This window comes from Paenibacillus sp. ov031 (genome assembly GCF_900143165.1).
Taxonomy (GTDB): Bacteria; Bacillota; Bacilli; order Paenibacillales; family Paenibacillaceae; genus Paenibacillus; species Paenibacillus marchantiae.
This window is the reverse complement of record NZ_FRDO01000001.1, coordinates 2,326,198-2,340,826: the sequence shown is the minus strand read 5'-3', so window position 1 is coordinate 2,340,826 and position 14,629 is coordinate 2,326,198. Positions and strand designations below refer to the sequence as shown.

9 protein-coding genes are annotated in these 14,629 nt (G+C 47.7%); all 9 read left to right on the top strand.

Features of this window, described 5'->3' with window-relative positions; all coding sequences use genetic code 11:
- Positions 1–341 precede the first annotated feature (341 nt).
- The 9 genes from leuC (at position 342) to BUA17_RS09940 (ending at position 14,416) form a co-directional block, all read left to right on the top strand.
- Complete coding sequence (gene leuC, locus BUA17_RS09985) at positions 342–1,763, top strand: 3-isopropylmalate dehydratase large subunit (RefSeq protein WP_072733392.1); 1,422 nt, start codon at positions 342–344, stop codon at positions 1,761–1,763.
- A 31-nt stretch (positions 1,764–1,794) separates the two neighbouring features.
- Positions 1,795–2,412 carry a 3-isopropylmalate dehydratase small subunit gene (gene leuD, locus BUA17_RS09980; protein WP_072733391.1) on the top strand — a complete coding sequence of 206 codons (618 nt, stop codon included), beginning with the start codon at positions 1,795–1,797 and terminating at the stop codon, positions 2,410–2,412.
- A gap of 274 nt (positions 2,413–2,686) precedes the next feature.
- Positions 2,687–4,093, top strand: coding sequence for an N-acetylmuramoyl-L-alanine amidase family protein (locus BUA17_RS09975; RefSeq protein WP_072733390.1), 1,407 nt, complete (start codon positions 2,687–2,689; stop codon positions 4,091–4,093).
- Positions 4,094–4,351: 258 nt separating this feature from the next.
- Positions 4,352–5,764, top strand: a complete 1,413-nt coding sequence (locus BUA17_RS09970) for an N-acetylmuramoyl-L-alanine amidase family protein (RefSeq protein WP_063566824.1) — start codon at positions 4,352–4,354, stop codon at positions 5,762–5,764.
- Between the two features lie 35 nt (positions 5,765–5,799).
- On the top strand, positions 5,800–6,483 hold the full coding sequence (locus BUA17_RS09965; RefSeq protein ID WP_072733389.1) for a GerMN domain-containing protein: 684 nt from the start codon (positions 5,800–5,802) through the stop codon (positions 6,481–6,483).
- Between the two features lie 72 nt (positions 6,484–6,555).
- Positions 6,556–9,294, top strand: coding sequence for an S-layer homology domain-containing protein (locus BUA17_RS09960; protein WP_072733388.1), 2,739 nt, complete (start codon positions 6,556–6,558; stop codon positions 9,292–9,294).
- 163 nt (positions 9,295–9,457) lie between these two features.
- Positions 9,458–10,153 carry an endonuclease III gene (gene nth / locus BUA17_RS09955; protein WP_063566827.1) on the top strand — a complete coding sequence of 232 codons (696 nt, stop codon included), beginning with the start codon at positions 9,458–9,460 and terminating at the stop codon, positions 10,151–10,153.
- 23 nt (positions 10,154–10,176) lie between these two features.
- Positions 10,177–10,449, top strand: coding sequence for a hypothetical protein (locus tag BUA17_RS09950; protein ID WP_024630585.1), 273 nt, complete (start codon positions 10,177–10,179; stop codon positions 10,447–10,449).
- A 295-nt stretch (positions 10,450–10,744) separates the two neighbouring features.
- A complete protein-coding gene (locus BUA17_RS09940; RefSeq protein ID WP_072733386.1) occupies positions 10,745–14,416 on the top strand; it encodes a dynamin family protein in 3,672 nt (1,223 codons plus the stop codon).
- The last annotated feature ends 213 nt before the right edge of the window (positions 14,417–14,629 follow it).

Below are 14,629 nucleotides of genomic sequence, written 5' to 3'. Positions count from 1 at the left end.
TGTGTGGACGGGACCGTCTAGAGCTGGTGAGAATTAGTCATCGCAGCCCTGGCATCAGGGCTGCTTTTTTTCTATTTAATATAAAAAGCATTGACAGCGAAGAAGCTGGAACGTAGTATAAGATTTATATGATAATGATAATTGTTATCAATTGAAACCTCTGCATAGAGCAGTGGTTTATTTGCTTTTCCCTCATTATAGGTTAAACCTATTACATCTATAGATATTATATCTTGGAACAATGAAGGACAGGGTGATATATTTATGTCATTCAAGAGCTTCACTTTTAAAGAAACTACTGAGGCTCTTCCAAGGACCGAACTTATGATGAGGTGAAAATGATGAGTAAAAAAACGATGTTTGAGAAAATTTGGGAAAACCACGTGATTCATCAGGAAGAAGGCAAACCAAGCATTTTGTATATCGATCTGCATCTGGTGCATGAAGTAACATCCCCACAGGCGTTTGAAGGTCTGCGTCTGAGTGGTCGTAAAGTTCGTCGCCCTGAGTTGACGTTCGCAACAATGGATCACAACGTTCCAACGAAAGATCGTTTTAACATTACGGATCCAATCTCCAAACAACAAATCGACACACTTTCACAAAACTGCCGTGACTTCGGCGTAAAACTGTATGACCTGGATACCATCGATCAAGGTGTTGTACACGTTATGGGTCCTGAGCTCGGCCTGACTCATCCAGGTAAAACGATTGTATGTGGCGACAGCCACACGTCCACACACGGTGCATTTGGCGCACTCGCATTCGGGATCGGAACGAGTGAAGTAGAGCATGTTATGGCAACCCAATGTTTGCAGCAAGCCAAAGCCAAAACGATGGAAGTTCGTTTTGTCGGCAAACGTAACCCGGGTGTAACGGCGAAGGATATGATTCTCGCAGTCATCGCCAAATACGGTACAGACTTTGCTACTGGATATGTTATTGAATATACAGGTGAATCGATCCGTGAACTGAGCATGGAAGAGCGTATGACCGTCTGCAACATGTCCATCGAAGGTGGAGCAAGAGCGGGCATGATTGCTCCGGATGAAACAACTTTTGAATATCTGCGTGGACGTGAATACGTACCTGCCGATGGCCAATTCGATGAAGCGGTTGCTGCCTGGAAAGAGCTTGTAACCGACGAAGGTGCTGAATTCGACCAGGTGGTTGAAATCGATGTGGAATCATTGATTCCGCAAGTGACTTGGGGTACTAGCCCAGGTATGGGAACCGACATTTCTTCGAAAGTTCCTGTCCCGGCTGAACTGCCAACAGAAAACGAACGTAAAGCAGCTGAAAAAGCACTTGAATATATGGGCTTGGAACCTGGAACACCAATCTCGGAAATTCCGGTTGATTATGTATTTATCGGTTCATGCACGAATGGACGGATTGAAGATTTGCGTGCTGCTGCACAGGTAGCCAAAGGTCACACCGTATCCAGTAATGTTACAGCGATCGTTGTACCAGGCTCGGGACGTGTTAAAATTCAGGCGGAAAAAGAAGGTCTGGATAAAGTGTTCACGGAGGCTGGATTTGAATGGCGTGATGCAGGATGCAGTATGTGTCTGGCAATGAACCCGGACGTATTGAAACCTGGACAACGTTGTGCTTCGACATCCAACCGTAACTTTGAAGGACGTCAGGGACGTGGAGGACGTACTCACCTCGTATCTCCTGCAATGGCGGCTGCAGCAGCGGTTAAGGGACACTTCGTTGACGTACGTGACTGGAATTTCAAAACGGAAGCAGCTATCTAACAACGAACGGATTGAAGGGAGAACGAATGATATGGAAGAATTCAAAACACTGCAAGGCATCGTTGCACCGGTAGACCGGGTCAATGTAGATACAGATGCAATCATTCCAAAACAATTTTTGAAACGGATCGAACGGACCGGATTTGGACAATTTTTGTTCTACGAATGGCGTTTTGACGAAGAGGGTAACAACAATCCTTCTTTTGAAATGAATAAACCTCGCTACGAAGGGGCATCCATTCTGATCTCACGGGCCAACTTTGGTTGTGGATCTTCTCGTGAGCACGCACCATGGGCCATTATGGACTACGGTTTCCGTTGTGTAATTGCACCATCGTATGCGGATATCTTCTATAATAACTGTTTCAAAAACGGGATCTTGCCGATCAAACTTTCCGAAGAGCAGGTTGAAGATCTGTTCCAGCGTACAGCTACACATGAAGGCTATGAGATGAATGTGAATCTGGAAAACAAAACGATTACAGATGCATACGGACTGCATATTGATTTTGATCTGGATGAGCATCGTCGCCAATTCCTGTTGCAAGGATTGGACGATATTGGTCTCACGCTTCAACATGATGAGGAAATAGGGGCTTATGAACAACGCCACGCGGCAAAGCTGTTTGGACAAACGGCCTCAGTCTAATCTTTCATCTGTAATTTGTATTTCAAACCTCCAATCGTGCAGGGAACTTCACCGTTCCTTGGACCGAATTGGAGGTTTTTTGCATTTGGCAATGATGCAATTATGTTTTCGAGTTATAGGATATTCCGACTAAATATGACAACGTTGTAACCGGATGAAGTGACAATATCTGATAAACTGATTAGTAGATTATGGAAGGGTAGATAGAGTCGAGTGTTGCATCACTGCGAATCAGGTCGAAGGTTCAAAAGACAAACAGAATGGTGGTTGATGTATGAAGAAATGGTCGGCAGCAGTCTTTGTTTTTCTGTTCCTCTGTTTATTTCCTGTCATGGCAAATGCCGATTCGTCTCCCTCGATTGTGCTGGACGGTGTGACCATTAACCAGCAGTCGGGAGCTCCAGCCGAGAATACTGGCAAAACCGTGATGGTGCCCATTCGGATCGTCTCTGAAAACCTCGGTTATCAGGTGAAATGGGAGAAAGCCACTCAGACTGTTCGTATTCTCAAAGGTAACAGCAGTATCCAGATGACGGCAGGCGAAGATGCGGCTACCGTGAATGGAAATCGGGTGAGTCTCGATTCTCCGCCTCTAATTAAACAGGGGACTACACTGGTTCCGCTACGTTTTGTCGGTGAAGGCATGGGTCTTCAGGTGGGATGGGACAATGGAACCAAGACAGTAAGCCTATCAAGTATTCCTCCTGTAGCAGGTATCGAAGGTGAAAATGACCCAGTGGAGGCTCCTGAACCAGAAGGTCTGTCTGAGCTTCAAAGTATCAGCTTCGGCGGGGACCGTCTAATCTTGGCGACGAATGGGAAAATCACACCAAAGGTTTCCAGTCTCAGCGGACCTGATCGTATCATCGTAGATCTGCCCGGCACCACATTTGCTAAGGAGTTCATCCAGGGACAGGCTTCCAATCCGGATGGCAGCGGAACTCTTCTGGTTACGGATTCATCGCTGGTTTCCAAGGTGCGATATGCAATGTTCAGCCAAACGCCTTCAACGGTGCGTGTGGTCCTTGATCTGAGTCAGGTGGCGACTGCCAAATGGTCACTGGGCGAGAACAACGTGTTGCTTGTTGACCTTGCGGCGAGTAATGGAGAACCAACAAGTCAGCCTGCTGTGCCAACCAATGATGGCAAAAAGGTTGTCATTATTGATCCAGGACATGGTGGACGACAGTCAGGGGCCGTCAGTGTGACAGGTGCCTATGAGAAGGACTTTAATTTGGCTGTGGGACTCAAAGTTCAGGCACTTCTGCAACAACATACGGAGATTCAGACGGTGATTACAAGGCAGGATGATACGGAATTATCCCTGCAGCAGCGTGTAGATATTGCCCAGCTGAATCAGGCGGATATTTTTGTGTCAATCCATGGAAACAAGTTTACAACTCCTGTTCCTAATGGAATTGAAACATTGTACAGTCGTAAAGATAGTAAGGATTTGGCCGATGTTTTGCATAAGCATGTGTTGCAGATTACAGGATTTAAGGATCGGGGAGTCAAAACGGCAAGTCTGCATGTAACCCGTGAAACGACGATGCCCGCAGTTCTGATTGAACTTGGATTTCTGAGTAATCCAGCTGATGAAGCAATGATGCTGACTGAAGATTATCAGAACAAATGTGCACAGGCCATCGTAGACGGAATTGTAGAATATTTGGGTCTTTAATGTGGGTTGTGCGCAAATATGAAGGTCAGGGTAGTCCGTTGTTTCGAGATGCATAATTGATAATTAAGGAAAAATTCAGACAATAAAATGTAGAAAAAGCTTGATTTGACAACGTTTTTTTTCTGTTATGTTGGAATATATTCGCAACTTTTGAGAGTACGAGGCGTCTAATAGGTGTCTGGTAATGCCTCAGTGGTCAGTCGGAGCTGAAGGTTCACAACATGCGGCAAAAAAATATGAGAATGGTAGGGGTGAAGGATGAAGAAGTTCGGTTTTTTGGTACTGTTATTTGTCTTTGGGCTCGTTTTCCCGGGCTATAGTCATGCAGCAGCAGATACGCACATTATCCTAGATGGGAAAGAAATTGTGCAGCCTACGGATGCCAAAGCGGAAATCATCAATAGCAGCGTGATGGTTCCGATTAGGGTTATTTCGGAGAGCCTGGGATATGGTGTGGACTGGAAACAGGCAACAAGCACCGTGACTATTAGCAAAGACAACACTGCCATGCAGATGATTGTTGGACAGAAGACGGCAACGGTGAACGGCAGTAACGTGAACCTGGATGCCCCGCCACTCGTGAAAAATGGAACCACACTTGTGCCTTTAAGGTTCATTGGTGAGCAAATGGGTCTTAAGGTGGGTTGGAACAATACAACGAAGACGGTAACATTAGTTACCCAGAATTCAGGTTCCGGAAACGGGACAACCACTCCTCCGAACTCTGGTAATGATGGTGGAGGATCGGATCAGGATGGTCTTGTACTGGTGAACGGCATCAGCTTCAGTGACAACCGCTTTTTGATTGCAACAAGTGGAAATACGAAGCCGAACGTCTTCACGATGACAGGACCGGATCGAATCGTTATAGACTTGCCAAATACCGCATTCGCTGACTCTTTTAGTGAAGGACAAGCTTTGGACAGCAACCAGAATGGACAGCTTGTCGTGAGTGGATATCCGGATGTGTCGAAGATTCGTTATTCCTTGTACAGCAATAGTCCTTCTACTCTTCGTTTTGTCATTGATCTGAGCAATGCCAAAGGTTATGACGTGCAAAGTGACTCCGGTCTGGTTATGATTGATCTGAACAAAGAAGGCACTACAACACCGCAACCTCCTGTTGGAAACAACGGCAAAAAAGTTGTTGTTGTAGACGCTGGACATGGTAATCAGGACCCGGGAGCCATCGGTGTAACCGGCAAGAAGGAAAAAGACTTCAATCTGGCAATGGCTCTGAAAGTGGAAGCATTGCTGAAAAAAGAATCTAACATTGACGTTGTGCTGACGCGCAGCGATGATACATTTTTGGCTTTGAGTGAACGAGTAAAGATCGCAGAAAAATTGAAGGCGGATATCTTTATTTCGATTCATGCGAACAGTGGGTCTGCAGCGGCAAACGGTGTGGAGACGTATTACACCCGTTCGAATAGCAAGGCATTGGCTACGGTGATGCACAAGTATCTCTTGCAATCATCTGGTCTGAAGGACCGCGGAGTAAAAACGGCAAGTCTCCACGTAACCCGTGAAACAACGATGCCGGCTGTTTTGCTGGAAGCCGGTTTCCTGAGCAACAAGAGCGATGAAGCCGCATTGTTCACTGAAAGTTTCCAGAACAGTGTAGCCAAAGGGATTGTTGCAGGGATCAAGGAGTATCTGGGAATTAAATAAGGGTTCAACCCTTATGATCAGGAGGCGGAGTTAGAATGAACAAAAAATTATGGATTGCAGCGCTGCTGGTAACGGTTATGACAGTTGCTGCTGGATGTGGAAGCAAGCCAACAGCTGCTCCAGCTCCAAATCAGACTCAAGGTGCGGGAACAGAGAATAATGCGCCTGAGGATCAGAATGAGACGGATATTACTGAACCTGTAACTGTGGATCCGGAGGATACAACAACAACGACACCGGATAACACTGAAGGCACTACGGAGGGTACAACGACTCCATCGAGTGGAAATACTTCAGAGAAACCTGGAACTTCCGAAAGTAATGAGAAGAAGACCATTGAAGTGTACTACACAGATCTAGAAGAGTTGGAATTGCACAAAGCATCGGCAGATATTTCTTACGCTTCGGATGAAGCCAAGTACAAGGCTGCGTTTGCGGCGCTACAACAAAGCAAGGACGACAAACTCGTTCCGCTTTGGGCGAAAGAAATTGAATTGAAATCTGTTCAGTTTAAAGATGGCGCGCTTACCCTGGATATTCACATGCCGGATACAGCACGTCTTGGTGCAGGTGGCGAAGTGTTTGCCATTGATGCTTTGAAGCAAACATTCTTCCAGTTTGATGAAGTCAAATCACTTGATTTGCTGGTAGATGGCCAGCAATCCGAGAGTTTGATGGGCCATGTGGATCTTGAGCATCCAATGACACGATCCGAATAGGTTGTACAGCATGTTGTTTTACCGTGAATCTGCGGAATATCGGCCGTTTTACATGAGAGAGGGGAATCACAGGTGACTTTTAAATATAACAATCCATCACACTCTAAAAAAGTAGTTTCAGCCGTGCTTGCAGGCATGATGGCCCTTAGCGCTGGCGGAGCTGCCATGGCAGCAGAATCAACAGATACGGGGCAAGGCCAGACTGCAACTGTAAGCAATACAGCTGCACCAACCGGTTTGTTCAGTGATATCAAGGTCGGATATTGGGCTGAGAAACATGTGTACAAACTGGCCTATCAAGGCATTCTTCTCGGTAACAACGGCCTGTTCCGTCCAGGAGACGCGGTAACACAGCAGGAAGCTGTGACGATGGCGATCCGTTTTATGAACAAGGAGAACCAGTTGAACGACAGCACGGCTACGGCATTACCGACAAATATGGAAGTGGGAAACTATTTCAAGCCATATGTCGCTTTGGCGCTTCAACTGGGACTGATAGATAAAACCGAAGAATCTACTGTGGATGTATCCAAAACATCCTGGGGGCAGAAGCAGGCATCACGTGAATGGATTACAAAATTGCTGATCCGTTCGTTGAACAAAGATGCTGAAGCGAAGGCACAAAACAATCAATCTACCGGATTTGCAGATAATGATAGCATTTCCGAAAGTGGCAAAGGGTACATCAATCTGGCTGTAAGTTTGGATCTGGCCAAAGGTGTAGAAGGCAACAAGTTTAACCCAACGGGCTCTGTAACTCGTGCCCAACTTGCTACATTCTTTAGCCGCGGCGAAACGTTAACGGATACGAAGTATGCGAACACATCCACAGGTTATGTAACAGGATTAAAAGATGGGCAGATTACGCTGGTTGTGGACGGAAAAGCTGTTAACTTCGCAGTGAACAGCAGTACGCCTTACTTTACAAAAGACAGTGAATCCCGTGCATCGTCTGCGGATGTGAAGCTGTATACAAAAGTTCAGATTGTAGGTACTACCGGTACGGCTTCCTATGTCGAAGTGGTCGATGCTACGCCGCAGGTAGAAAGCGTTGAAGGTACGTTTGCTCGTTCATTATCAGGTAATAAAATTGGCTTGTTTGTAGGCGAGAATTATGAAACGTACGGCTATGATGAGGCAACAGCATTTATGGATCAAAATGGAAATGCAATCAAACTGTCTGATATTACAGCAGACAGCACCATTGAAGTACAACGTGAGACGTTCTCGGCTGACAAAAAGACAGTTGTTGTTCGTGTGAAGTCCGGAATTGTCAACAAAAGTGATAGTGGTGTCGTTGCTGAAGTCACGACTTCTGCCAAAACGATTAAGCTTACCAATGCAGCGGGAACTACAGAGCAATACACGTATAACGATAATCTGATCATTCGATATCAAGACCGAATCCTTTCCTTGGCTGAGCTCAAAGCGGGAAGTGCAGTGAAGTATACGGTGAAAGACAGCATCCTGCAAACAATTGAATTGTCGCAAGGTGTAGAGCAGTCTTTACGCGGTACACTGGTGGAGATCGGTGGAAACCAATCGACACTGACGTTTAAACGTGAAGGTGGATCGCTGGAAGCGAAGCTGCTTGCAGAAAAACCGGAAGTAGTTATTAACGGAATCCAGGATGCTACGCTGAATGATCTGATTACAGACGCAACTAATGGAGATCAGGTTGAACTTACGCTAAACTCTGAAGACCGTGTGACGCGCATTCAAGTGATCGGACGTCAGATGGAGCCAATGAACGGAGTTTCCGTTGTATCCTACAACAGTAAAACAAAAGTTTTGACGGTTCTGGACAGCAATAAAAAACCGTTTGTATTCACGCTGGATGACAAAACGAAGCTGGACTACAACACATCGAAGCCTACACTTGCTGGATTGGAATCTTTGTTGAATGATGGTCGCAAATTGGATCTGACTTATGTGGGAACTCGTGCGTTATCCGTTAAAGTGATCTATAAATACGAAGGCACAATCAGCAGTATTGATACTGCGGGTAGAAAAATCAGTTTGTTGTCTGGAAACCAGACGATCACGGTGCCGTACTCTACGGTTCCAACAATAGAGATTTACAACAAATCTGGAGCAAGTCTGAGTGACCTGAAGATCGGTGATAGTGTCACAGTTACGCTGGGTTCGAATCAGGACTATGTACAGAAAGTGGCTTTGAACACCGTGGCTCAATTTGAAGTAGTTTCTGTAGAGACGAATGGTCGTGTTCGTGTGAAATCGGATTCGCTGACAAGTCAGTTCTATGTCGATCAAGCGGTTTTGACAGGAGAAAGTGGTCAGACCATTACGGCGTCACAATTGACAGCGGGCAACCTGATTAACGTTACATTTGAAGGAACTACGCCTAAAGCGGTTCAAGTCGTTAAACGTACGCTTGCGGAGGTTACATCTGTTGATGCTTCGTCAGTTACACTGAAACTGTTCAATGGTCAAAGTGAGACGGTTCCTGTTAGTGGTTCTGTAAAAGTGGTCAAATCGGGATCTACGTTAACCACACTTGGCAGTCTTACTGTAGGTGACCGTGTTGAGATGACAAAGGATACGGATAATTCCACCCGTTTCAGAGTGTTGACGGTCATGAGCAAACAGTTCTGGTCTTATGATGGAGTCGGTAACCAAATTTTGGTTAAACGTGAGTCCACATCTGACACGAATTATCGTTTTGCACTGGGTACAGGCGCATTTGTTCACCAGGGTGACAACACTTTAAGCGTGCAATCTCTCAAAGATAATGATAATATTGTATTGTATCTCCTAAACAACGTTGTACTGGAGATCCAAAAACAGTAATCGTTTCTTTTCGAGGATCAAAAGAATGACCGTCTTGATGCGGGATCTTTCCCGTATCAGGACGTTTTTTTTGCAAGATTTTTGGGGTCCCCGCAAAGTACTCGAAAGAAGCTTCGAAGTAAGGCTCCACCTCGTGGAGTCATTTTGTGGGAGGTAGCTCTTCATGAATGCAGCCACTGTTAGGCATATACTCGAAACAATGGAAGCGATGTTTCCTGATGCACATTGCGAATTAAATCACAGCAATGCGTTTGAATTGACTGTAGCCGTCCTATTGTCTGCCCAGTGCACCGACGAAACGGTAAACAAGGTAACCGCAGACTTGTTCAAAAAGTACACCAGTCCTGCCGATTATCTGTCTGTTCCTCTCGAAGAACTGGAACAGGATATCCGGCGTATCGGTTTGTACCGAAACAAGGCCAAGCATATTCAGAACATGTGCCGAATTTTAATAGAGCAGTATGGCGGTGATGTACCGCAGGAACATGATCAGCTTGTGACGCTCCCTGGTGTCGGGCGGAAAACTGCAAATGTCGTTGTATCCAATGCATTTGGAGTCCCGGCAATTGCGGTGGATACGCATGTTGAACGTGTATCCAAAAGGCTGGCACTAGCAGGTTGGGATGACTCCGTACTTGAAGTCGAGAAAAAACTGATGAAGCGCGTACCCCGGGATGAGTGGACTTTAACTCATCATCGGTTCATATTTTTTGGACGCTACCATTGCAAGGCACAAAACCCTCAATGTCATGTCTGTCCATTGCTGGACATATGCAGAGAAGGTAAAAAGCGTATGAAAACGTCCCAAATCAGGAAAGATAAGGAACGTGCCACAACCCCAAAACGAAAAATAAATTAATGAGTAGAAGAGGATGAGTAATCATGAAATGCATTTCCGTGTACACTGACAATTTTGAGGCCTTCTCCGATATTTTCGAACAAATCGTTGAACAGGAAATGGCTGAAAACGAAGAAAAAGAAGTAGAAGGCATCACTGTAAGCCATTCTGGCGATGTGCCTGAACATTATTTGGAGCGTATGTCCACGAAACCAGAAGTGGTTGTCATGAGAGACAAAGGTCGTGACATTACGATTCTGCAGCATGGACAAGTATTTGAAATTTTGCTGCCTTCGATGGAGAACGCTGTTTCTTAAGAGATTTGGAATAATAAGATATGCTGCTTCTATGTCACTGGGTTATCCTTTTGAAGGTGATCCCATTGGGCATGGACGCAGCATGCTTCTTATGGAATACAATCGTTTCACAGATAAAACCGACAGGATCGGTTTTATTTTTTTATGTGGAGAATTGCGATGTGCAATTTTCTTTGTCAGCCATCTTGCCTTCAAACCGTTCAATTTCAAACTTGATAATGGTAAAATAAATGAATTATAAGATAAAGACATCGGACCAGATGTCAAATTAGAGGAGCCAGGGGGAAGGCCAGTCATGTCCAGAACAGATTACCCAGTAGAGATGGCCAAACCTCTGCTTCCACTGCGAGAAGCGATGGAGCAGACAGGGGACCATACAGCTGTACAGGCTTTAACGGATTTGATCAGTAAGGCGGAAATGAAACAGTTAACGATTGCGTTTTGTGGACACTTCTCGGCAGGCAAATCGAGTCTAATTAATAGTTTATGTGGCAAGCGGGTTTTGCCTTCGAGTCCTGTACCTACAAGTGCGAATGTTGTATCCATCCGTAACGGTGAGCCGAGAGCACTTATTTATACGTCATCGAACGTAAGCGCTGACAATTCAGCGGGAGTACTTGAGGTTTCGCCAGAACAATTGGAAGAGTATTGCAAGAATGGTGGGGCATACACCTCCATTGAAGTATGGGACGACATTCCCCTACTGAAAGATGATGCGGTATTACTTGATACACCAGGCGTGGATTCGACCGATCAGGGGCACAGCCTAGCAACACATTCAGCACTTCATCTTGCCGATGTGGTGTTCTATGTGATGGATTATAACCATGTGCAATCGGAAAGCAACCTTTCTTTTGCCAAAAGTTTATCCGATTGGGGCAAACCGTTGTTTCTAATCGTAAACCAGATTGATAAACATCGGGAACGGGAGCTTTCGTTTGACCAATATGTTGAAGGTGTAGAAGCTATTTTTGCAGCCTGGGAAGTCCGGTATGATGGTCTGCTGTTTACTTCGCTTCGGGACAAGGAGCATCGTTACAGCCAGTGGAAGCAGCTTCCTCAAATGATTGAACATATGATGAATGAGAAGGAAGGGTTAATCAAGCACAGCCTTGCAAGCTCTGCGAGCCATGTGACTGAGCAGCACCTGACTAGACGTGCGGAAGAACGCGAAGAGGAAGAGACAGCGCTCCTGGAGGAAGTAGGGGGCAAGGAAGGTATTGAACATCTGGAACGGGAGTTGGGTCTCCTGGATCAAAAGGAAGCAGAACTTCGTTCCAAACCATCACGGGAACGGGAGAAGTTTCGGGCGGAGTTGGAACCCCTTCTGGCAAATGCGAACCTAACCCCTGCCGATATTCGTACCTCTGCGGCAGCTTATTTGGAGAGCCGTAAACCCGGTTTCCGGGTAGGCTTATTGTTCTCTGGTGGTAAAACCGAGCAGGAGAAACTGCGTCGTGCCGCTGAGCTTGTGAGACTTCTGCATGATCAGGTCTCGGGACAAGTAGAAGTGCATATCCGTACCATGCTTAGACAGTTGGGCGAAGCCCATCAGCTGTGGGGTGCTGAGTGGGAGCAGGCGCTGAACGCGGAGCTGCCTACAGTAGATGAAGCACTGCTGGAGATGAAACGGAGCGCCAGCGCAGAAGTATCTCCCGAGTATGTGCTTCAATTCAGCAAAGATATACGGGGCGAGATTGAGGCCCGTTACCGCAGGTCGGCCATGATGCTGGCCGACCGCTTGCTTGAAGCGCTGGGCGCGCAAGGCGAAGCCACGCTCCAGGCGCTGGACGCCAGCCGCACAGCGCTGCTGGCGCAATCCGCGTCGGCGACGCGCTACACGGCGCTACAGCGCGCCGCCGACGCCGAGGCAGCAGGGCTGCGCAGCCTGCTGCCGCCTGCGGGCCCCCTCACCTCCGGGCTATTGCCGGAGGTGCAGGGCCCGCCCGTGCCCGCGCACGAGCCGGGTGAAGCACCCGGCCCGCACACGGGCACGGCAGAGTCTGTGGCTGCGCAGCCACAGACTCCAGGGGCACCGCCGCCGCGCAAAGCGGCGGTGCACGGGCAGTCGGCGGCTGGCGCACAGCGCCGCCGGCGCCTGGACGCAGCGGCGGCACGGCTGGAAGCCGCCGCTGCGCTGGTAGAGCCGTACCCCGCCATGGGGTCGGCGGTACGGGATCTGCGTGCACGCGCGGCTTCGCTTGCGGGCGGCACGTTTACGCTGGCGCTGTTCGGAGCGTTCAGCGCCGGTAAGTCCTCCTTCGCCAACGCGCTGCTGGGCGAAGCCGTGTTACCGGTCTCGCCGCATCCAACGACAGCGGCAATTAACCGGATCATGGCTCCGACCGGTGGCGCGGAGCATGGAACTGCCCGGGTCCGGATGAAGTCCCCGGACGCCTTCCAGGAGGATCTTGCGTATTCCTTCCGTTTGCTTGGACTGGGCGAGCCTGGGGCAGACTGGCAAAAACGCGTCAAAGCCCTTTCACCACAGGATGTGCATCCAGCGGGGCGCCCGCATTACAGCTTTTTGCAGGCAGCCGCAGCAGGCTGGGAGGATACCGCAGCTCAACTCGGCCAGGATGTGCTGGTGGATCTGAACGGATATCGTAACTTTGTCGCCAATGAGAAGAAGTCTTGCTTTGTCGACAGTATTGACCTGTACTACAGTTGTGATGTGACAGAACAAGGCATTGTCCTTGTAGATACGCCAGGGGCTGACTCTGTGAATGCCCGTCATACGGGCGTCACATTCAATTATATGAAGAATGCGGATGCACTCATTTTCGTAACGTACTACAATCATGCCTTCTCTCAAGGAGACCGACAGTTCCTGAATCAATTGGGACGCGTCAAAGACAGCTCGGCGATGGATCAGATGTTCTTTGTGGTTAATGCAAGTGATTTGTCTTCCTCTGAAGAGGAGTTGGAGCAGGTTCTTGACCATGTGAGTACTCAGCTGCGCAGTAATGGCATTCGGGCACCACGCCTATTTCCTGTATCCAGCATGCTGGCAATGGAAGGCAAGACGGGCAACGATGCGACATTGCTGGAGCAATCCGGCTTCATTCAGTTCGAGGAAGAATTTAACCGATTTGCAGGAAGTGAGCTTGCGGACCTTGCGGTTGGTGGAGCTTCTGAAGAGATCGCACGGGTGATAAAACGTCTGAAGACACGTGCCGAGGATGCGACTCAGGGGGAAGAGGTTCTACAGCGACGTCGGGATGAGCTGGGCTCAATCCAGGAACAGTCGCTTCAGAGGGTACATTTGCTTGCGGAACGGTCCATGAAGGCAGAACTGGCTCAGGAAACGTCTGAACTTCTGTTCCATGTGCGGCAGCGCCTGGGTTATCGTTTTGGTCTGTTCATGGCAGAAGCGTTCCATCCATCCGTTCTTCGTGAGGATCGCGGGAATCTGAAAGCAGCCTTTGCAGCCTGCGGTCGCGAACTGCTGCGCATGATTGCCATCGAACTGGAGCAGGAACTGCTTGCCACTACACTCCGACTCGAACAGGCGGGTCAGACTTGGCTGCACAAACAAGTGACCGAATGTGTAGATGAATTGAAACGATTATCCGGAGGAATGGATCTGTCGTTGCCGCTGAACGAACGCTGGAGTACACCTGTCCTGGACGAGGTGCGTTTGGAAGAACCTTCGGGTTGGAAAACATATCTGAGTTATTTCCGTAATCCAAAACAGTTCTTCGAAGGAGATGGACGACAGCGGCTGCAGGAGGCACTTGACCCAGTTATTAAACAGATGGTGATCGATGTTCTGCCTGCTGCGGAAAATAAGCTGGTCCAATTCTATGACAACCAGCTTGGGCAGTCTTTGCAGCATCAATCCCGTCAATTGGAAGAGAGACTTGAGGAGGCCGTGAGTGCCCTCCATGAGACTCTGACCAGTGGAATTCCTGCAGAAGAATGGGAGAGTCTGTCTGTACAACTGGGGCAGATTGAATGTGAATAAAAGGTATTCAAATCCATGTCTGTATGTAAACGGTTGAAAAGCGAAATGAGATATACAGCGATATGTTGAAATGTTGTCGTTGTACCAAAAAAGGCCCCTGCCTCTAAAGGTATACAGGGAGCCTTTTTTGGTACGAACAACCTGAAAGGAAGAGAATATTCAAACATTTGATTGATAGGAGGGTATCTACCTCCCTTAATGACGCATTAAGGT

Bases quoted from the DNA above. Each gene is read 5' to 3' on its own strand.
- leuC (WP_072733392.1), top strand. From the start codon at position 342: ATGAGTAAAAAAACGATGTTTGAGAAAATTTGGGAAAACCACGTGATT.
- leuD (WP_072733391.1), top strand. From the start codon at position 1,795: ATGGAAGAATTCAAAACACTGCAAGGCATCGTTGCACCGGTAGACCGG.
- BUA17_RS09975 (WP_072733390.1), top strand. From the start codon at position 2,687: ATGAAGAAATGGTCGGCAGCAGTCTTTGTTTTTCTGTTCCTCTGTTTA.
- BUA17_RS09970 (WP_063566824.1), top strand. From the start codon at position 4,352: ATGAAGAAGTTCGGTTTTTTGGTACTGTTATTTGTCTTTGGGCTCGTT.
- BUA17_RS09965 (WP_072733389.1), top strand. From the start codon at position 5,800: ATGAACAAAAAATTATGGATTGCAGCGCTGCTGGTAACGGTTATGACA.
- nth (WP_063566827.1), top strand. From the start codon at position 9,458: ATGAATGCAGCCACTGTTAGGCATATACTCGAAACAATGGAAGCGATG.
- BUA17_RS09950 (WP_024630585.1), top strand. From the start codon at position 10,177: ATGAAATGCATTTCCGTGTACACTGACAATTTTGAGGCCTTCTCCGAT.
- BUA17_RS09940 (WP_072733386.1), top strand. From the start codon at position 10,745: ATGTCCAGAACAGATTACCCAGTAGAGATGGCCAAACCTCTGCTTCCA.